This is a genomic window from Nocardioides sp., from assembly GCF_035703625.1.
In the GTDB taxonomy this organism is placed as follows: domain Bacteria; phylum Actinomycetota; class Actinomycetes; order Propionibacteriales; family Nocardioidaceae; genus Nocardioides.
Genome location: NZ_DASSXS010000226.1, coordinates 1 through 18994 on the forward strand (window position 1 = coordinate 1; position 18994 = coordinate 18994).

General features: G+C 70.4%; 20 protein-coding genes. 7 read left to right on the forward strand and 13 right to left on the reverse strand.

What is annotated here, in order from left to right:
* Positions 1–53 precede the first annotated feature (53 nt).
* From VFN12_RS11555 to VFN12_RS11595, 9 genes are all read right to left on the reverse strand, one after another.
* Complete coding sequence (locus tag VFN12_RS11555) at positions 54–1250, reverse strand: acyl-CoA dehydrogenase family protein (protein ID WP_325118834.1); 1197 nt, start codon at positions 1248–1250, stop codon at positions 54–56.
* A 115-nt stretch (positions 1251–1365) separates the two neighbouring features.
* Positions 1366–2508: a hypothetical protein gene (locus VFN12_RS11560; RefSeq protein WP_325118835.1), complete on the reverse strand. Its 1143-nt coding sequence runs from the start codon at positions 2506–2508 to the stop codon at positions 1366–1368.
* 91 nt (positions 2509–2599) lie between these two features.
* Entirely contained in the window at positions 2600–3703 is a 1104-nt protein-coding gene (locus tag VFN12_RS11565; protein ID WP_325118836.1) for a hypothetical protein, read from the reverse strand.
* A gap of 81 nt (positions 3704–3784) precedes the next feature.
* A complete protein-coding gene (locus tag VFN12_RS11570) occupies positions 3785–5146 on the reverse strand; it encodes a hypothetical protein (RefSeq protein ID WP_325118837.1) in 1362 nt (453 codons plus the stop codon).
* Between the two features lie 182 nt (positions 5147–5328).
* Positions 5329–6444 (reverse strand): hypothetical protein, encoded by a 1116-nt coding sequence (locus VFN12_RS11575; protein WP_325118838.1) that lies wholly within the window; start codon positions 6442–6444, stop codon positions 5329–5331.
* A complete protein-coding gene (locus VFN12_RS11580) occupies positions 6445–6666 on the reverse strand; it encodes a DUF6752 domain-containing protein (protein WP_325118839.1) in 222 nt (73 codons plus the stop codon).
* Between the two features lie 2 nt (positions 6667–6668).
* On the reverse strand, positions 6669–8204 hold the full coding sequence (locus VFN12_RS11585; protein ID WP_325118840.1) for a hypothetical protein: 1536 nt from the start codon (positions 8202–8204) through the stop codon (positions 6669–6671).
* A 4-nt stretch (positions 8205–8208) separates the two neighbouring features.
* Positions 8209–9516, reverse strand: a complete 1308-nt coding sequence (locus VFN12_RS11590; RefSeq protein ID WP_325118841.1) for a phospholipase D-like domain-containing protein — start codon at positions 9514–9516, stop codon at positions 8209–8211.
* 80 nt (positions 9517–9596) lie between these two features.
* A complete protein-coding gene (locus VFN12_RS11595; protein WP_325118842.1) occupies positions 9597–9977 on the reverse strand; it encodes a hypothetical protein in 381 nt (126 codons plus the stop codon).
* 76 nt (positions 9978–10053) lie between these two features.
* On the opposite strand from VFN12_RS11595, the gene VFN12_RS11600 reads away from it, so the two are divergent.
* The 5 genes from VFN12_RS11600 (at position 10054) to VFN12_RS11620 (ending at position 14457) form a co-directional block, all read left to right on the forward strand.
* On the forward strand, positions 10054–11322 hold the full coding sequence (locus VFN12_RS11600; RefSeq protein WP_325118843.1) for a magnesium transporter MgtE N-terminal domain-containing protein: 1269 nt from the start codon (positions 10054–10056) through the stop codon (positions 11320–11322).
* The gene (locus VFN12_RS11605; RefSeq protein WP_325118844.1) at positions 11315–11827 is read left to right on the forward strand and encodes a DUF1003 domain-containing protein; all 513 of its coding nucleotides are present in this window, start codon (positions 11315–11317) and stop codon (positions 11825–11827) included. The genes VFN12_RS11600 and VFN12_RS11605 overlap by 8 nt, the downstream gene beginning before the upstream one ends.
* Positions 11824–12867, forward strand: coding sequence for an endonuclease/exonuclease/phosphatase family protein (locus VFN12_RS11610; protein WP_325118845.1), 1044 nt, complete (start codon positions 11824–11826; stop codon positions 12865–12867). The genes VFN12_RS11605 and VFN12_RS11610 overlap by 4 nt, the downstream gene beginning before the upstream one ends.
* Positions 12868–12954: 87 nt before the next feature.
* Positions 12955–14121: an Mrp/NBP35 family ATP-binding protein gene (locus tag VFN12_RS11615; RefSeq protein ID WP_325118846.1), complete on the forward strand. Its 1167-nt coding sequence runs from the start codon at positions 12955–12957 to the stop codon at positions 14119–14121.
* A gap of 3 nt (positions 14122–14124) precedes the next feature.
* Complete coding sequence (locus tag VFN12_RS11620; RefSeq protein ID WP_325118847.1) at positions 14125–14457, forward strand: sec-independent translocase; 333 nt, start codon at positions 14125–14127, stop codon at positions 14455–14457.
* Between the two features lies 1 nt (position 14458).
* Here VFN12_RS11620 and VFN12_RS11625 read toward each other — a convergent pair whose 3' ends face one another.
* From VFN12_RS11625 to VFN12_RS11640, 4 genes are all read right to left on the reverse strand, one after another.
* On the reverse strand, positions 14459–14881 hold the full coding sequence (locus tag VFN12_RS11625) for an ATP-binding protein (protein WP_325118848.1): 423 nt from the start codon (positions 14879–14881) through the stop codon (positions 14459–14461).
* Between the two features lie 260 nt (positions 14882–15141).
* Entirely contained in the window at positions 15142–15885 is a 744-nt protein-coding gene (locus VFN12_RS11630) for a GAF and ANTAR domain-containing protein (RefSeq protein ID WP_325118849.1), read from the reverse strand.
* 43 nt (positions 15886–15928) lie between these two features.
* The gene (locus tag VFN12_RS11635) at positions 15929–16648 is read right to left on the reverse strand and encodes a GAF and ANTAR domain-containing protein (RefSeq protein ID WP_325118850.1); all 720 of its coding nucleotides are present in this window, start codon (positions 16646–16648) and stop codon (positions 15929–15931) included.
* A 60-nt stretch (positions 16649–16708) separates the two neighbouring features.
* On the reverse strand, positions 16709–17242 hold the full coding sequence (locus VFN12_RS11640; protein ID WP_325118851.1) for a hypothetical protein: 534 nt from the start codon (positions 17240–17242) through the stop codon (positions 16709–16711).
* A gap of 113 nt (positions 17243–17355) precedes the next feature.
* Here VFN12_RS11640 and VFN12_RS11645 point away from each other — a divergent pair, with 113 nt between their 5' ends.
* Both VFN12_RS11645 and VFN12_RS11650 read left to right on the forward strand, forming a co-directional pair.
* Positions 17356–18054 carry a LysM peptidoglycan-binding domain-containing protein gene (locus VFN12_RS11645; protein WP_325118852.1) on the forward strand — a complete coding sequence of 233 codons (699 nt, stop codon included), beginning with the start codon at positions 17356–17358 and terminating at the stop codon, positions 18052–18054.
* Positions 18051–18560 (forward strand): Rv3235 family protein, encoded by a 510-nt coding sequence (locus tag VFN12_RS11650; RefSeq protein WP_325118853.1) that lies wholly within the window; start codon positions 18051–18053, stop codon positions 18558–18560. The genes VFN12_RS11645 and VFN12_RS11650 overlap by 4 nt, the downstream gene beginning before the upstream one ends.
* Positions 18561–18994 lie beyond the last annotated feature (434 nt).

Sequence of the window (18994 nt, forward strand, 5' to 3'; positions counted from 1 at the left end):
TCCATCCGCGCCCGTCGGTGCGGGTGTGCCACGCGCCGCCGTCGATATTCATGTCAGACCCTGGCCTTGTAGTCCTTGAGCAGGCTGCGGCCGATGATCATCTTCTGGATGTCGGAGGTGCCCTCGCCGATCAGCATGAAGGCCGACTCGCGATAGAGCCGCTCGATCTCGTACTCCTTGGAGTAGCCGTAGCCACCGTGGATCCGGAAGGACGCCTCGACCACCTCGTTGCAGTACTCCGAGGCGAGCATCTTGGCCATGCCGGACTCGACGTCGTTGCGTTCGCCGGAGTCCTTCATCCGCGCGGCCCGGACCATCATGGCGTGGGCGGTCTCGACCTTGGTCGCCATCTCCGCGAGCCGGAACAGCACCGCCTGGTGCTGGGCGATCGGCTTGCCGAAGGTCTCGCGCTGCTGGGCGTAGGCGATGCCGAGCTCGAAGGCGCGGTTGGCGATGCCGCACGCCCGGGCCGCGACGTTGACGCGACCCACCTCCACGCCGTCCATCATCTGGTAGAAGCCCTGGCCGGGCTTCTCGCCGAGGACCTGGTCGGCGGAGATCTGGTGCGACTCGAGGATCATCTCGGTGGTGTCGATGCCCTTGTAGCCCATCTTGTCGATCTTGCCGGGGACGGTGATCCCCTGCGCGGTCTCGCCGAAGCCCGGCTCCTTCTCGACCAGGAAGGTGGTGAGGTTCTTGTAGACCGAGTCGGCGCCCTCGTCGGTCTTGCAGAGCACGGCCACCAGGTTGGAGGTACCCCCGTTGGTCAGCCACATCTTCTGGCCGGTGATCTCGTAGCCCGAGTCGGTCTGGGTCGCCTTCGTCGTGACCGCCGCGACGTCGGAGCCGAGACCGGGCTCCGACATCGAGAACGCACCACGCACCTCGCCGGCGGCCATCCTGGGGAGGTACTTCTTCTTCTGCTCCTCGGTGCCGTGCCTCATCAGCATGTAGGCCACGATGAAGTGGGTGTTGATCACCCCGGAGACGCTCATCCACCCGCGGGCGATCTCCTCGACGCACAATGCGTAGGTCAGCAGGGACTCACCGAGGCCGTCGTACTCCTCGGGGATCATCAGCCCGAACATGCCGAGCTCCTTGAGGCCCTCGACGATCTCCGTCGGGTACTCATCGGCGTGCTCCAGCTCGGTCGCGACGGGGAGGATCTTCTCGTCGACGAAGGTGCGCACCGCCTCGAGGATCGCCCTCTGGTCGTCGTTGAGTCCGTCGGTCTGGCAGAGGCGACCCATGAATGGTCCTTCCGGGATGGTGGAACGAGATCGGTTGGGATGCTACCGGCCGGAAACCCGGCAACCGCCGCGATGAACACGTGGGATACCCCACGCAGCCGGGGTGATGGCGGTCTCAGGCCAGGGTGCGGCCACGGATGCGTCGCACCAGCCTTCCGGCACGCGCACGAACCGCGGCTGCGTGGCCCGGGGTCGACGCGGCTCCGCCGCCACCTTCTGCCCGGCGCCGTACCGCCTCTCCCCTGAGGCTGAGGATGTGCACGAGCGCCGACACCGCCGCCGACGCCACCTCGCGCTGGGTCACCGGGTCGTCCTCGTCGCAGAACGCCGCGTCGGGGCAGCGCAGGTCGGCCAGGTCACCGGTGACGACGTAGCCCGCACCCTCGATCGTCTTGATCTGTCGATCGGCGACCGCCTCGCACCACGACCGGAACTCGGCCGGGACCCGGATCGGGCTCTGCTTCTGTGCGGTGAGCACCTGGGCCGCGAAGAACCGCTTGCCGACGGCGCCGTAGACCTGCCGGGGTCGCATCTCGACCGGAAGCTCGCTGTTGACCCGTCTCAGCAGCTCCGCCTGCACCCGCCCGAGGCTGGTGTTGACACGGGACTCCTCGGGCACGATCCGGTCGGGGTCCACGCCCAGGACGCCGCAGTAGCGCTCGAGCAGGGTGGTCGGTGCGCTGCCGGCCGGAGGAACCGTCACCACGTGGATGCGATCAGGCCCCAGTGCCTCGGACCAGCGCGCCAGTACCGCGGGAACATTCAGATGCGTCCACGGAGGCTGGAACTCGCCCTCCTGCTCGCGTGCCTGTGCCTGCCTGAGAAACCGCTGGTAGGGCATCGTCCCGCCGCTCTTGAGGAGCTGTTGCCACGAGGAGGGCAGCTGCCTGGCCAGATCACGCACGGTCGCGATCACGTGGACCTCCCGATCCCCACAGGCATCGAGGAGCGAACGGATCTGGTGGGGACCGGCCACGGCGAGGGACTCCTGGCTGACCAGGGCCCGGGACCCTGGGGCCCGCCCGAGGGCAGCCGAGAACTTGTTCAGGGACTCCGGAACCGAGGCCGCGTCGAGCGCCGGGTTGTAACGGTCCCGGACCAGCAGCATCAGCTCGAAGGTCTCCCGCTTGGTGGGCGGCACCAGGTCGAGCCCCTGCTCGGCCAGGACCTCCCGGTTGCGCAGCATGGCGGCCTGCAGGTAGGAGGTCCCGGTCTTCTGCATGCCGATGTGGATGTAGAAGCGGCGGCTCGTGGACATGGGCAACTCCTACGCCATCGCCGCGTACCACGGCAAGACGACGAGCCCGGTGGGCGCGGGGTCCTTCGCCGCGTCCCCTGCGATGACTGCCTCAGCCGGTGCGGCCCAGCGATCGAAGGCGGCCCAACGCCGTGCGTGCCCGCCCCAGCCGGGGCGCCGAGGAGCGCTTCTCGAACGCCCGTCTCGTCAGGATGTCCGCCAGCGCCGCGACCGCGGCTCGGGAGACCTCGGCCTCGTCCGGTTCGTCCGCCTCCTCGGTGAAGGCGGCGTCGGCGCAGCGCAGGTCGGTCAGCGTTCCCTCCACGTGGTAGCCGGCTGCCTCCAGCGCGGCCACCTGCCGGCTGGAGACCTCCTCGCACCAGGGTCGGAGCCGGGCCGGGACCCGGATGCTGCGCGAGGCCTGGTCGCCCAGCACCTGGGCCGCGAAGAACCTCTTGCCGACTCCGCTGTAGACCTGACGCCGCAGCACCTCGTCGGGCAGCTCGCCGTTGACGCGGCGCAGCACCTCCACCTGCACACGCCCCAGGCTCGTGTTGCTCGGCGTCTCCGTATGCGTCAGTCCTGCCGGGTCCACCCCGACGACCCGGCAGAAGCGCTCGAGCAGGAGAGTCGGCGGTCCCCCGGGCGGCGGCACGGTGACGACGTGGATCCGGCCGTCCGGGAGCTCGGCGGCCCAGCGGGCCAGCACCGCCGGGGGGTCGAGCTGGATCCAGGGATGCCGGAGCGCGCCGTTGTGCTCCATGTTCTGGAGCCGCCGCAGGTAGCCCCCGTAGGGGAAGGTTCGCCCGGCCTTGATGTCCTGCTGCCACGCCGAGGGCACCGACCGGGCCAGGTCGCGCACGGTGAGGACGACGTGGACCTCGACGCCCTCACAGGCGGCCAGGAACCGTCGTACCTGGGCCGGCCGTGCGGCCGAGAGGGATTCCTGGCTCAGCAACATGCGCGGGGCCGACGACCGGGCGACCCTCGACTCGAACACGCTCAGGGCGTCGGCCACCTCGTCCGGGTCACGACCAGGCTGGTACCGCTCCCGGACCGCGAGCATCAGCTGGTAGGCCTCCTTCTTGGTGGGCGGCACCAGCGCGAGCCCCTGGGAGGCGATCCGGTCGCGATTGCCGAGCATCGCAGCCTGCAGGTACGTCGTACCGGTCTTCTGCAGGCCGATGTGGACGTAGAGGCGACGGTGCGAGGGCATGGCCCACTCCTACGCCATGGGCCCGTTCTCGGCAAGACGAGGCTGCGCGCGCCAGCACCCCGTGCCGTGCGGATCCCCGGCTCAGAGGCCGGCGAACGCCGCGCGGGCCTCGTCCATCTCCGTGCCCGAGGTGCTGATGCGCGCGCTGGTGCGGCGGGTGATCACTGCCGAGGTGAGGCGCCGGGAGACGTCGATGCGCGTCTTCCCGTCACCGTTGACATCGCTCACCAGCAGCAGTGACGGCGGCTGCTCTGCCTGCCACGTCGTCCGGCACGAGGCCTGACAACGTCGGAGCCAGCTGCCCCTCGTGGCGAGGCTTCGCATCAGCGTCCGCTCGCGCGCCGTGAGCCGGATGCTCAGGCTCGTCACCTGGACCCGGACGCCGCGGGCATCGGCCCTCCGCAACGCGCGGGCCACGGCACGCAGGGTCAGTCCCCTCGTGGCGAGCCGAACGGTCTCACCCGCCGCGGTCCCGGCGAGGTGCTCTCGCAGCGTCCGCCGGATGGCGGTCCTCTCCTCGGTCGTGCCGTCCGGCTGGTTGCGCACGACGGTGGTCACCGGCGCGGGTGGAGGCGTGGTCCACGAGAGTCCGGCCACCACGGCGTCGTGGTCGGAGTTGAGCTCGACAGGTCGGTGCCAGTCCGCCTCGAGCTGGCCCTTGCCGCGGACGAAGGCGTAGTCGATGGTGCCGCCGTGGTGGTCGCCGGTGGGGAACCTGGTCCCGAGCAGGTCGTACGTGGGCCGCAACCGGGCCGCGGTCAGGAGGTCCCGCGGATAGCGACCACTGACGTAGTTCACGTTGAAGTCGCCCCCGACCAGGATCGGACCGAAGCCGCGCAGCTCCTCCACCAGGCGGCTGAGCCGGCGGACAGAGGGTCGGAGCAGGTCGACCCAGTTGCCGTTGTCGTCCTTGAACATCGGCGACACGTGGGTCGAGACCAGGGACAGCCGCCGTCCGTCGACGGACTCGAGCTTGACCCAGTTGGCGTAGCGGAGCCCCAGCAGGGTCGTCTTGCCCGGCGGCTTGGTCGGGTAGTTGGAGATCCTCTTCGTGCCGTGCGCGACCTCGTGCCAGACGTCGGACCGCCACGCGACCGCGTTGTGCCGGGTGTACTGGGAGGTCGTCAGGCGCCACAGGTCATAGCCCTCGGGCGCCAGGAACATGTCCTGCCGGAACCCCACTTCGTTGTAGGCGATCAGGTCCGGACGCTGGGCGAGCACCTCCCGCGCGTCCTGCTGGAACCCCGTGGCCGACTGTGGCGAGCGCAGGTTCGCGGTCACGAAGGTGATGTCGCTGGTGGCCGCGGCCGCGGCGTGGGCAGGTGTGCCCTGGGCGACGCCGGTCAGGACCAGCGCGGGCGCGGCCAGCGTGAGCGCCAGGCAGGCCCGGCCGAGGTAGCCGCGGGCGCGGGACCGCCCGAGTGGGTTCGCTGCGGGAGACACAGGACTCCTCCGAATTCGAGGGGTCCTTCCGAGCCGGGCCCCGTGGCGCATTCATCACATCAGTCACATCTGCCCCACGCAACCGGTTCCGGTGAATGCCAGTTCTGTAATTCGGCGGGCGGCACCCTGCCCCTTCCGGCGACCCGCGCAACCCCCCTCGGGACGGCGGCAGGGCCACCGGTTCAGGGGGTACGACGACGCCGCCCGGCGCTCAGGCGCCGCACGATGCGCCGGCCCCGGGCGACGTACCGCTCGGCTCTCCTCGACGGCGGTGGCCGGCGGGCCGCGGTCCGCAGCGACCGCACGTCCCCCAGCATGGTCGCGGCCAGGTCGACGGCCACCTCGGCCACCTCGGAGTCGGTGACCGAGGCCGGCAGTCGGCGGTGCTCGAGATCGTCGGGTACCAGCAGGTGCTCGACCCGCCCGGACACGTCGCACCCGCTCTCGCGGAGGTAGGAGACCGCGGACTCCGCGCGTCGTCGGCAGTCGGCGACCTGGTCCGGTTCCGGCCAGAACTTCTCGCCCTTGCGGGGAACGAGTCGCTCATCGGCCAGGAAGGTCCGGATGTACACGCCCTTGTCGAAGGCGCGGTTGAACCCCTCCAGCCGCGTGTTGATCCTCCGAAGAGTCTCGGCCTCGGCCACGCCCATCGACGTGTTCGGGAAGGACTGCGAGAGGTCGAAGGCGTCCGGGTCGACCCCGAGCAGACCGGCGAAGCGACGCCAGACGTCGTCCCGGTCGGCGTTCGGATCGAGCACCAGCACATGGATGCGCCCGGGAGGCACCGCCTCCGACCACCGCTGGAGCACCAGCCTGAGGTCGAGCGTGCGCCAGTTCCAGATCGCCATGGGGCTCTCGGAGACCTTGCGCCCGTAGTCGGCCATGGGCGTCGTGGAGCCGTTCTTCAGGCTCTCCTGCCAGCTGGCGGTGAAGAGGCCGAGCGGCTCGCGAGCCGTGACGACCACGTGCACCTCAGCGTCGCCGAGCGCCTGCACCAGGTCGCGGGCCTGTCGGGCGGAGGCCGCCGCGAAGAACTCATGGCTGATCAGGCCGGTGCCGGTCGACGAGGACAGCTCGCGCCGCAGACGGGACCACGCCGTGCGGTGCGCCTCGGGCGCTCGCTCGAGGTGGGGATCCTCGCGGACCTCCCGGGACGCCCACAGGTGGTCGGTCCGCCTGCTGCCGGGCACGACGACGCCGGCCCGCCGCAACCGGTCCCTGTTGCTCCAGACGATCGTCTGGAGGTAGGACGTCGCGGTCTTGGGCAGCCCGATGTGGAGGAAGACCCGGTCGACCACTCAGAGGCTCTTGTTGAATCGTTCGATGGCCTCCTGGACCTTGGCCTCGTCGCGCGATGCCATCGGGATCAGGAGCTCCTGGACGACGTCGGCGATCTCGGCGAGCCGGAGGTTGTGCCGGCGCATCTCGGACATGTCTGCCTCGAGGTCGGACACGCGTTGCTCCAGCTGGGCGCGCGACCGGACGCGGGCCACGACGTTCAGCTTGTCCTTGACGTTCACGGTCACCACTCTGCCACGAGCCGAACCGTCGGCCGGCCGGCCCGCTCGAACTCGGTGTGGGTGATGCTCCTGGCCCCGCTCTCGGTCAGCGACTCGGCCAGCTGATGGGGATCGACCTCACTGATGCTCCACTCCAGCTCCTCGGTCCGGTCCCCCACGTGGAACTCCGCCACGAGCGTGCCGCCCTCGCGCAGGGCCATGGCGCACCATCGCGCGAATCCGCGGCGTCCCTGGGTGTCCGTCGCGTCGAGGACGTGCTGGGCGAGCACGACCCGCGGCCCCGGCGAGTGGGCGAGCCGGGCGCCCTCGCAGAGGACCGAGCGCCAGTCGGTGAGGTTGAGCGGCCGCACCTCCAGGGCCAGCCGCTCCTCCCGCGCGGCCGCGGCCGCCGCCGCCAGCCCCTTCTCGGCGGCATAGTCGTAGGCGATGACCTGGTGCCCGCGGCGGGCCAGCCAGAGGCTGTCGGCGCCCCGGCCGGCCCCGACGTCCAGCACCGGCGCACCCAGCCTGTGTGCCTCCTGGCCGGCCCTGCGGGCAGCCTCGGAGGGACGCCGTCGGCGGGGCAGCTGGTGCACGTGCCGCGCGTACCGGCGCTGCCAGAGCCTGGAGTTGGGGCTGAGTCCCCGGAACCAGTCGTTGAAGGCGCGTGTGGTCCGGGACGGCGTACTGAACTGGAAGGCGGGGTCGGGGGTCTGCCAGCCTGGACCGTAGGTCACCTCGAGCAGCTTCTCGGGCCGGGCCGGCACCGGCATCTCGACGCCCTCGAGGCGGCACGTCGTGAGGGGGTGGATCCAGGTCCTCTCGAACTCGACGCCGATCTCGCCCATGAGGTACAGCCGCCCACCGCTCAGGAAGCCGCCGAAGACGTCCAGGCCACGAACGACGCCGTCGCCCTCCGCGACGTCGACCCTGAAGGCCGCCCCGCTGTACCGGCTGGTCTCGAACCCGAGCCGCCCCAGCTCCCGCTGGAGACGGAAGGACTCACGGGCGACGTCGACCGGGTTCTCGTGGTCACTCACGTAGCAGACATCGGCATCCGAGTCGTGGCCGAGGACGGCCCCCTCACGGACCGCGCCGAGCAGGGTGCCGTAGCCGAGGAAGGGCCGCACCCCCGCGGACGCGAGGGCGTCGAGCACCGACCGGGTGGCCGACACCAGCGCGACGATGTCCCCGCGCTCGCGCGTCTCGAAGGTCGGCACCAGCTTTCCCGACTTGTCGAACCCGAGCTCGACCCCCCGGCCGTTGACCACCCTGATCCGCCCACGGCCGTCGCCGAAGGAGATCTCTTCGTCGAAGTGCGAGACCGGGGAACCGGGCTCGCGGACGACCACCCTGGCGGTTCCGTCGAGGAACCTGCGCAGGGGGGTCGGCCACGGCGCCAGTCGGCGTCCGAGCCGGTCCGGCTCGGTGTCGCGCCGCACCCAGAAGGACCAGACCCGCCTGTCGTCGAAGAGTACGTCGACGGCGCGGTCCCCCTGACCGCTCACGACGATCCCGCGCTCGTCGACACTCCGTACGCGCAGTGGCCTGACCTGCACCCGCTCAGTCCATGTCGACGTTCGCGTAGGGGTCGACCCCGTTGATGGGCCCGGTACCGAAGAGCAGCCCGTCAACCATCCGACCCTCGTCGATCGCCGCCTGCGACATGCTGGCCGACATCCGTGCCCGGTCGTTCTGGGCGAACCCGGGCCACGAGAACCAGTAGTCGAGGTGCCGCTCGTACCGTCGCGTCATGCCCTTGCGCCAGTGGACACCGAGGTTCTCGTCGGACCGGTAGGCGCGGCTGGACCAGTTCGACGACCCGTTCAGGGTCACCCAGTTGCTCCGATCCAGACCGACATGCCCCTTGATGCTCATCGCCTTGAGGTGGAAGTAGCGGTCGAACATGCCGTCACCGTTGAGGTCCTGCACCAGGTGGCGCATCGGCACCCCGCGGCCCCTCTGGCCCGGCCGACGCAGCATGCGGCCGACAGTGACGCCCATCACCGTGTAGCCGATCCTGACGTCGCAGCCGTTCTGCCACAGCCGCCACACCTTTCGCCCGAGCCTCATGCCGCGCTCCTCGCGAAGTACGTCAGGGGCGATGAGGAGCCGCGTGCGGTGGGACTTCGTGTTGGCCGCACCCCGGCAGCGGACCTTGTTGAGCAGGGCCATGACGGGGTCGCGATCCGGACCCGGGAAGAAGAAGAAGCGATCGCGCCCCTGGTTCAGGGCCGTGTAGGGGGACGGCACCGGGCGGTCCTTGGCCATCTGGTGGAAGACGCTCACGAAGAAGCGGTAGCGGGCCTCCCGGTTGACCGTGGTCAGGACGTCGTTCCACTGGTTGTTCGTCGACGCCTCCGTGAGGTTGGCCGAACCGTGGATGACCACCTGCCGGGCGCGACCGGAACGCGAGAACAGGAAGTACTTCGCGTGGGCGGCGCCGGACCTGCCGCGGCACGAGCTCGAGCAGGTACGGGCCCAGCTGTGGCGGGACTCCCGGCGGTTGGCGTTGCCGTTCTTGAGCCCCCTGCGCAGCCGCGCCCAGCTCGTGTTGTCGATCGCCGCTGCATTCGACCGCGACATCAGGACGCGGACCCGTACGCCCCGCCGCTGCGCCCTCAGGAGGGATCGGACCGCGGCACGCGACTGGATGTTCCAGCTCATGATCCGGATGTCGTGGCGCCGCGGCGTGGAGCGGATGCTCCGCAGGATCTTGTCGTAGATCTTGTCCTTCTGGGCCGGGCTTCCGACCGGGGAGTTGTAGGTCACTCCGGGCCGCGGGGTGTACCTACCCGCTTCGGCCGGGACCTGAAAACTCGCGGCGATCACGGCGATCGTGACCACGACGACGGCGCGCCTGAAGAACATCCGTTCCCCTCCAACGTGTGTTGATGGCGTGTATGGCTGGACCTGCGAGATCCGCAGATCCCCCGAGACGGGCCTTGGTTTCAAGCCCGACAGCTTGCGATTGCGCCACGGTACCCGCGGTCGTCCTCCAGAGACGATTCGGTCTCGCGGATCGTCCCCCCGAGAACCGCGTAGAAGTGATCGCCGTAGCGCACCATGCGCTGGCCCGACGAGCATCCCAGCTTGTCGCTGGCCACGAATCCGCTTGCCGCGTTGCAGCCGGCGTAGGACCGGGGCAGCTCGGCCCCGTCCTTCCAGACGGTGGCGCAGTCGGGCGCTCCGGCCGATGTAGACGGGCTGGCTGGCGTCGTCGGGTCCTGGGCCTGCGACCCGCCCTGGTCCTCGCCGCATCCGGTGATCGCGAGAGCAGCAAGGGCGATCGCCGCACACCGGGTGGCCGCATTGTGTCGTCGTCCGTGCACGTGGAAAGCGTAACGGCCGAGCGGTCAGGTACGACGTTCCGGGAGCCCGACGCGCGGACGGCGGTAGCGTTGGGCCGTGAGCACCGCCCCCTCCCGCGTGTACGCCGCCCGGCTGGTCGGCCTGCCGATTTTCGACCCCGTCGGCGACCAGGTCGGCAAGGTGCGCGACCTCGTGGTGGCGGTGCGGTCGGAGGTGAACCAGCCACGGGTGCTCGGGCTGGTCGCCGAGGTGTTCGGCCGTCGACGGATCTTCGTGCCGATGACCCGGGTGACCAACATCGACGCCGGGCAGGTCTACACGACCGGGCTGCTGAACATGCGTCGGTTCGAGCAGCGGCCGACCGAGACGCTGGTGATGGGCCAGATGCTCGACCGCACGGTGAGCATTCCCAGCCAGGGAGTGACGGGCACCGTCTACGACGTCGGCATGGAGCAGGCCCGCAACCGCGACTGGGTCCTCTCCAGGGTGGCCGTCCAGGAGCCCAGCAGCCGGTTCCGCAGACGGGGGCAGACCCATGTGGCCGAGTGGCGCGACGTCGAGGGCCTCGTCGGCCGCGAGGAGACCCAGGGCGCCACCCACCTGATCGCCGCGCTCAACGACATGAAGCCGGCCGACGCGGCCAACATGATCCACGACCTGCCGTTCGAGCGACGTGCGGCCGTGGTGGCGGCACTCGACGACGAGCGACTCGCCGACGTGCTCGAGGAGCTGCCGGAGGAGGACCAGGTCGAGATCCTCGAGCACCTCGACTCCGAACGTGCGGCGGACATCCTGGAGGAGATGTCGGCGGACGACGCCGCAGACCTCATCGCCGACCTGCCTCCGGACACCGCGGCGACCCTCCTCGGTCTCATGGAGTCGGAGGAGGCCGCGGACGTCCGGCGGCTGATGTCCTACGAGGAGGAGACGGCGGGCGGGATGATGACCCCTGAGCCGGTGATCCTCGGGCCGGACGCGACGGTGGCCGAGGCGCTGGCACACGTGCGCGAGCCGGGCCTCCCGGTGTCCCTGGCCGCCATGGTCTACGTGTGCCGACAGCCGCTGGAGCCTCCCACCGGCCGGCTCGTCGGCTGTGCGCACATCCAGCGCCTGCTCAGGGAACCCCCCTCGACCCTGGTCGCGGCCATGATCGACAAGGAGGTGGACCCGCTCCGGCCGGAAGCGACGATCGACGAGGTCGCGGGCTACCTCGCCACCTACAACCTGGTGGCGGCCCCGGTCGTCGACGACGAGGGCCGCCTCCTCGGGGCGGTGACGGTCGACGACCTGCTCGACCACATGCTCCCGGAGAACTGGCGCGACCGGACCAGCTTCGGCGGCACCCAGTCGGTGGGTCATGGCTGAGGCGCGCCGCCCCCGGCTCGACACTCCGGCCGAGGTACGTCGCCCCCTGGTGCGCCGGCCGGCCTACGACTCGGACACCTTCGGGAGCTTCGCGGAGCAGTTCGCCCGCTTCATGGGGACCGCCCAGTTCCTCCTGTACATGACGCTGGTCGTCATCACCTGGGTCGTCTGGAACTGGCTCGCGCCCGAGGATCAGAAGTGGGACGCCTACCCGTTCATCTTCCTGACCCTCATGCTGAGCCTGCAGGCGTCGTACGCCGCCCCGTTGATCCTGCTCGCCCAGAACCGCCAGGAACAGCGCGACAAGGTGATCGCGGAGCAGGACCGGCAGGCGAACGCCCGGGCCCACGCCGACATGGAGTTCCTGGCCCGTGAGGTGGCGGCGCTCCGCATGGCGGTCGGAGAGGTCGCGACTCGCGACTACCTCCGCTCCGAGCTACGGTCGCTCCTCGCCGAGCTCGAGGAGCGCAGCACCACGCACTACGCAGAACCGGAGGATTCGTGACCATCCACAGGCGCACCCGCGCCAGCCGCCGCCCCTGGACGGCTGGCCTGAGCATCGCGCTCCTCGTCGCCGCGTTGGCGCTCGTCGTCCAGCCGGAACTTCCCTTCCTGCAGGCCGGTGCCCCGGCCGCGGTCACCCGGCCCGCGGCCGACCCCGCCGAGATCGTTGCCGCCACGGAGTTCGTGCCCATCCAGCAGGTGGTGCCGGCGCCGCCCGCGTTCCGGCGGGCACCCGAGGCCAGCCCCGACAAGGTCACCTGCGTCCCCGACTCCGATGTCACGCTGAACGTGATCACGTTCAACATCCACTCCGCGCTGGGACCGAACGGCGGTCTCGACCTCGAGCAGATCGCCCGCGAGATCGAGTCCTGGGACGCCGACGTCGTCCTGATGCAGGAGATCGACCGGTTCCGCCACCACAGCGGGGGCATCGACCAGCCCGCCTGGTTCGCCGACCGCCTCGGCATGGAGTACTCCTACGGCCCCAACGAGAGTCCCGGGAACGGTCAGATCGGCAACGCGACGCTCTCGCGGTTCCCGATCGTCGGGCAGACCAACACCCACCTGCCGAACCAGCCCGGCCTGAGGGACGCGCTGCTGCGTGGCCTGCTGCACACCACCATCGAGGTGGGCGACACCGAGGTCAGCATCTACAACACCCACCTCCAGCCCGCCTACGAGAGTCTCAAGCTGTCCCAGATGCGGGTGGTCGCCCAGACGGTGGGAGCCGACCCCCGGCCCAGGCTCCTCGGTGGCGACTTCAACGCCGTCTCCACATCGGGCGTGATGTCCCTGGCGCGGCCGTTCCTCGACGACGTGTGGGAAGCCGTGGGCACCGGTCCCGATGGCACCTCGCCCAACGCGCACAAGGCCCGGATCGACCACATCCTGTACTCCTCGTCGTTCGTCCCGGGCACCGCGCGCACCATCGAGTCTGCCGTGTCGGACCACCGCGCAGTGGCGGCGACGCTGACCCTGCCCGGAGGCGGCGAGGTGTGCGTCCCGGTGCTGGGCGAAGGCCTGTCCGGGGGCGACTCCTGACCGGCACCGGTCGCCCGGGGTCGGGGTAGGCCAGATCACCCCCGTTGCGTGGGAGACCACGCGCCCCACCAACTAGGCTGGGACATCATGAGCACCCGCACTCCCGAGCAGATCGAGCCCGACGTCAGGGCCGCCCTCGCCACCGTCAACGACCCCGAGATCAAGCGCCCGATCACCGAGCTCGGCATGGTCGACACCGTCGGCGTCGACCCCGACGGCACCGTTCACGTGCGCGTCCTGCTCACGGTCGCGGGGTGCCCCCTCAAGGACACCATCAACCGTGACGTGACCGCGGCGGTCACCCGGGTCGACGGCGTGACGTCGGTCGACCTCGAGCTGGGCGTGATGACCGCCGAGCAGCGCTCCGGTCTGCAGCAGGAGCTGCGCGGCGGCCAGGCCCAGCGTGAGATCCCCTTCTCGCAGCCCGGCTCCCTGACCAAGGTCTACGCCGTCGCCAGCGGCAAGGGCGGGGTCGGCAAGTCCTCGGTCACCGTCAACCTCGGCCTGTCCATGGCCCGGCAGGGCCTGAAGGTCGGCATCGTGGACGCCGACATCTACGGCCACTCCGTCCCGGCCATGCTGGGTGTCGCCGATTCGCGCCCGACCCAGGTCGAGGAGCTGATCATGCCGGTTCCCACGCCGAGCGGCGTGTCGGTGATCTCGATCGGGATGCTCAAGCCCCGCCGGGACCAGGTCGTGGCCTGGCGTGGCCCGATGCTGGACCGGGCGCTGGTCCAGATGCTCGCCGACGTCTACTGGGGCGATCTCGACGTGCTGCTCCTCGACCTGCCGCCGGGCACCGGCGACATCGCCATCTCGCTCGGCCAGCACCTGCCGGGTGCCGAGGTCCTGGTCGTGACCACTCCGCAGGAGGCCGCGGCCGAGGTGGCCGAGCGCGCCGGAACGATGGCCTCGATGATGCACCAGCGGGTCGTCGGTGTGGTCGAGAACATGAGCTACCTCGCCTGCCCCCACTGCGGGCCGGAGCACCAGATCGAGCTGTTCGGCACCGGCGGAGGCGACCGGGTCGCGGCCACGCTGTCCGCGCGGTTCGGGTACGACGTACCCGTGCTCGGCCGGGTCCCGCTCGACTCCTCCCTCCGCGAGGGCGGTGACGCGGGCAAGCCGATCGTCGAGTCCGATCCCACCGCGCCGGCCGCGATCGAGCTTGCCGGCGTCGCCGAGCGACTGGCCGGACGTGGACGCGGACTCGCTGGCATGCAGCTGGGCCTCACCCCCACGGGCAGGAACTGACCCGTGTTCGACATCGGGCTCGGTGAGCTGGCGGTGATCGCCTTCGTCGCCGTGCTCGTCTTCGGGCCCGACAAGCTGCCCGAGCTCGCCAGGCAGGCCGGCCGGTTCCTGCACCATGCCAAGACCTTCGCCAACAACGCCCGCGACGAGCTGCGCACCGAGCTCGGGCCCGCCTACTCCGACCTGGAGCTGCGCGACCTCGACCCCCGCACCATCGTGCGCAAGCACGTGATCGAGGCGATGGAGGACGCGGAGGCCGAGGCGACCACGAAGCGGAGGGAGCTGCGCCCGCTCGCAACGGGCGAGATCCCGCCGTACGACGTCGAGGCGACCTGACTCACCCGGTCGGCAGGACCGCCTCGGCGTTCCACCGAAGCCGCTTCTTGAGGCGCACCGAGCCACCTCCGTCGGACTCGAAGCTCGCATGGTCGGTGAACGCGGTCATCAACGCCAGCCCCCTGCCGCTCTCGGCGGTGTCCTCCGGCCAGCCCGCCAGGCGGTGGCTACGCGGGAATCCCGGTCCGGAGTCCAGGATGTGCATCGTCAGCTCCAGGTCACCGATGTTGATCAGCACCTCGAAGTTCTGGCCAGGTGCCACGTGGTGGAAGACGTTGGTGCATGCCTCCGACAACGCGACCTGCGCCTCGTGCACGCAGTCGGGTGCGACGGCGGCGAGTCTCAGCGCCTCGGCCAGCGTGTGCCGGGCCAGCGATACGCTCGCGGCGTCGGACGGAAGCATCATCACGATCTGGATGCTCATGGGCCTACCCCTCCCCCGGGGTTCGCAGATGCCTCGACCCGCGTCGAGGCGACAGGGGGCGCACGCCAGTCGCACCGCGCTGCTGGGCTCGCGCCACGCGTGAGAAACATGAACGGACCTCGCCTACCGTCGATTCTCGGGGCGAGGTCCAGGTCCCGTCACCAGCGCAGGTGTGCCGGTGGGACAGCTATGTCACGAGCATAACCCCGGTGCGGCTATCAGCCGCCGGGGCGAACAGGATTTTCCTTACCGGTCCTCGATCAACCATGGCGCGGGGGGGGCTTGCCGCCGTACACGGTCACGAGGTCGGCCGAGCGCGAGCGGACCACTTCCTCTGCGACATCGACGAGTCGGCGGCGCTCATTGCGCGCATGCTGCCGCAGGAGCGCGAACGCCTCCTCCATCTCGATCGTCAAGGAGGCCGACAACACGCCCTTCGCCTGCTCGATGGTCACCCGGCTGCTCAGGGCGATCTGGAGCTGCTCGTTGAGCACGTCGCGCTGCCGGCTGAGTCGCTCCTGCAGGATGGCGACGGTCGCCACGTCGGCGATCGCCTGCCCGACCCTGGTGGTCGTGGGGTCCGAGAGTGGTCCCTCGCGGGCGTCGAACAGGTTGAGGGCCCCGATCACGCGGTCACGCGACCGCAACGGCAGCGCGAGCACATTGAGGAACCCCTCACGGGTCGCCGCGGCCGTGAAGCGCGGCCAGCGGTCGGTCGTCTGGGAGAGTACTGCGGAGACCGGCTGGCCGCTGCGGTAGGACTCGAAGCACGGGCCGTCCTCGTGCTGCAGCTGGTAGAGGTCGAGGAGTCGGGCGCTCTCGCTGGAGGACGCCGCCACCTGCAGTCGTTCCTGACCGTCGGCGAAGAGGAGGCCGGCAGCCGACACCCCCAGCAGGTCGATGCAGCGCTCGACGAGGAGGCTCAGCAGGTCGAAGACGTCGAAGTCGTCGACCAGACTGTCGGCGAGGTCCACGAACGTCTGCGCCAGCTTCTCAACATCCACCGTCAAATCATTCCCCTCGCCTCATCGTGTCCCAGGTCGATGGTCAGTTCAACCCCTTCGAGTCCGGTTCCAGGCGTACCCTCCCGGCCACGATCTCGGCGGCCACGACCCCGATCGGAGTGTTGGTCGCGAAGGCGTGGGCGCAGATGCGGGCGAACGCATCTCGAGGACCGACGTCCAGCTGCACCATCGTGACGCCCACCGCCTGATGCACGTCCGGGCGGAAGCGGGATTCGTCGCCCAGCACCCAGTCGGAGGCCGCGACCGGCTCCTCGCCCGGTGCGGAGAGCATCAGCAGGACAGTCGCTGCCTCTGCCAGGACCCACGCGTCCTTGAACTGGGTGTCGTCCAGCGGCCCGACAGCGCTGCGATACATGGCGAGCGTGCCCACGTGGGCTGCGCCCATCCGCAGCGGGAACACGAAAACCGCGTGCACGCCCTCTTGCGACGCGGCCGGCGTGAAGCCCGCCCATCGTCCGTCTGACGCGGCAAGGTCGGAGACCAGCACGCTCTGTCCCGAGCGCAGCGCTTCGATCGACGGCCCCTCGCCCAGCGTGTCCTGGAGGTCCTCGAGCCGGTCACTCAGGTCATCGGTGGCGTAGACCGTGCTCCGCACGTCATCCGTGGCGATGCTCATCGCGACCCCGGTCGCCCCGGTGACCTCCAGGCACAGGGTGCACAGGCGCGTGACGCGAGCCATGGGGTCGGTCTCGGGGCCGGGGTCCAGCAACGCAGCCAGCTCGGCCCAGCCGTCCGCGAGCACGAGAACGACCTCCTCTGCTGGGTCCTTGCCGAAACTCTACGCCGAGCCGACACCTGTTCCTTACCCGCTGCTCTGGACCGCCGCGAGTCCGGAGAATGCCACCACGACTGTGCGACCGGTGTCGTCAGTGCCCTCGAGGAAGTCCTGGCCGACCCGGGTCGGAACGACGTCGTACCGGCCGCCGTCGAGCAGGTGGACGAGACACCTCTCTCCTTCGTCCGCAAGCCGTCGCAGGGCCGATCCCAGACCGAGCCTGGTCACCGGCGACCAGGCCACCTCGGGGACGGACCGTGACGACGAGCCGTGGACGACAGCAATCGACTCGGCGCGGACGATCCAGTCCCGGCCCAGCCCGTGCAGGAGGCACCAGCCGTCGCCGACCCGCTGCAGCGTGCCCGAGATCCTGCCTACTCCCCGGACCTCGAGGTCGAGGTCGCCCTCGAGCGAGGCCATCAGCCGGCTGCCCAGGGTCACCTGGGCGTACTCGCTGCGGCTCCGGTCCGCGAGCTCGAGATCACGCTCGGTGTCGTAGAGGGCCTCGGCCTGCTGTTCGAGGTCGTCGAGGACCGAGAAGAGGTGCTCCTCCCAGCTCATGAGGTCCCCCGCATGACCCGACCATCCCACAGCGATCGCCGACTGTGGAGAAAGCCTTGTGGTCGAACGTAAAAAGTCTTTAACTGCTGCAAACGCAGGCAAACGGAGTGATCATGGATCAGACGCGAGACTCGGCCAGGCCCGCTCGCTGCCTGCTCGTCCTGGTCTCGGTCAGCACCGGCGCCCTGGCCCTGGGGTCACTCCTGCTGCCCGACGTCCTGGCCCTCGGCCGGGCCATCCGGACCGGCACCCTGGCGGGCGAGCCCTTCCACGTCGTGCTGGTCCAGGTGTGCGAGGTGGCGATCGGCGGGTGTGCGGTCTGGCTCTGGCTGGGCACCGCCGTCGTCGCCGCCGACGCGGCGCGTGGACTCCGGGCCCGCCCACGGGGCGTCCCGGTGGCGGTCCGCCGGTGGGTGCTGGCCGCCTGCGGCGTTGCCCTGGTCGGCGGGCTCGCAGCCCCGGCCCACGCCGGCGACGAGTCCGGGACCCGTCTCGACGGACTGCCGCTGCCCGACCGGGCGACCACGACGACGTATGTCAGCCGGGTGTTCGCCCGGGCGGCGCACCAGGAGCACGCACGCAGGGATCCCCGGCCGCCCACGACGGTGGTGTTCGTCCAACCCGGAGACACCCTGTGGGCCATTGCCCGGGCCGCTCTGCCGCCCCGGGCAGGTGACGGCGCCGTGGCCCGCCGGGTGCAGGCGATCCACCGGGCCAACCGCTCCGTGATCGGCGCGGACCCCGACCTCATCCGCCCCCGCCAGCGGCTGCGGGTGCCACGTCACACCACGATCCGGGAGGAGCACCGATGAGTCCGTTCCACGAGAAGGTCGTGCCACTGCACGGGGCGGTCCCGGTGGCGAGCGTGCAGGGAACGCTGGCGCTCGACCTGCATCCGCAGCACGACCCGCCCGAAGTGTCACCCGCCGTGGGCCGGTGCAGTGGCGACGTCGTACCCATCGACCGCCGGGCGCGCGACCGGCTCGAGCAGTGGGCTCACCGCTACGCCCAGGCCGCGGTGGAGATCGTCGGCGGCGACCGACCGGTGACCCAACTGCTGCGGTGGACGGTCCCCCGGGTGTACGCCGACCTCAGCCGCCGCGCCCAGCTCGTCGCACGCTCCGTCGGACAGCAGGCTGGGCAGGGCCGGGTCCAGGCCGTGCGGCCACAGGTGGTGGGCGTGCGCACCTGCTTCGTGGCGCGCGAGGCGGCCGAGGTCAGCGCCCACGTGCGTTACGGCCACCGCTCCCGCGCGGTGGCACTGCGGTTCGAGGTCCGCGAAGGGCGCTGGCAGTGTGTCGCGATGGAGTTTGCATGACCAGTCCGAAGCGCGAAGCGCTTCGGACTGGTCAGGCAGGTTGAGCAAGCCCCGCGTCCGAGCCGGCGAGGGCGCGAGGGGCGCGTCGAAACCCGGTGAGACGGGAGCAGACCTGAACCACTGCCCTGCCCGACAGTTCCGGGGTTTCGAGGCTCAGGCGCCGGGGCGCCTTCGCACCTCAACCTCCGGAGTCTGGTCCCAGGCGCCTTCGCAGCTCAACCTCCGGAGTCTGGCCCCAGGCGCCGGGCGCCTTCGCACCTCAACCTCCGGAGTCTGGCCCCAGGCGCCGGGCGCCTTCGCACCTCAACCTCCCGAGACTGACCCGAGGCGCCGGGGCGCCTTCGCACCTCAACCTTCCCGAGACTGGCTCCAGGCGCCGGGGCGCCTTCGCACCTCAACCTCCCGAGACTGACCCCAGACGGCCGGGCGCCTTC

Coding starts and splice junctions, on each gene's coding strand:
- VFN12_RS11555 (WP_325118834.1), bottom strand. CDS start 1,250: ATGGGTCGCCTCTGCCAGACCGACGGACTCAACGACGACCAGAGGGCG.
- VFN12_RS11560 (WP_325118835.1), bottom strand. CDS start 2,508: ATGTCCACGAGCCGCCGCTTCTACATCCACATCGGCATGCAGAAGACC.
- VFN12_RS11565 (WP_325118836.1), bottom strand. CDS start 3,703: ATGCCCTCGCACCGTCGCCTCTACGTCCACATCGGCCTGCAGAAGACC.
- VFN12_RS11590 (WP_325118841.1), bottom strand. CDS start 9,516: ATGTTCTTCAGGCGCGCCGTCGTCGTGGTCACGATCGCCGTGATCGCC.
- VFN12_RS11605 (WP_325118844.1), top strand. CDS start 11,315: ATGGCTGAGGCGCGCCGCCCCCGGCTCGACACTCCGGCCGAGGTACGT.
- VFN12_RS11615 (WP_325118846.1), top strand. CDS start 12,955: ATGAGCACCCGCACTCCCGAGCAGATCGAGCCCGACGTCAGGGCCGCC.
- VFN12_RS11625 (WP_325118848.1), bottom strand. CDS start 14,881: ATGAGCATCCAGATCGTGATGATGCTTCCGTCCGACGCCGCGAGCGTA.
- VFN12_RS11640 (WP_325118851.1), bottom strand. CDS start 17,242: ATGAGCTGGGAGGAGCACCTCTTCTCGGTCCTCGACGACCTCGAACAG.
- VFN12_RS11645 (WP_325118852.1), top strand. CDS start 17,356: ATGGATCAGACGCGAGACTCGGCCAGGCCCGCTCGCTGCCTGCTCGTC.
- VFN12_RS11650 (WP_325118853.1), top strand. CDS start 18,051: ATGAGTCCGTTCCACGAGAAGGTCGTGCCACTGCACGGGGCGGTCCCG.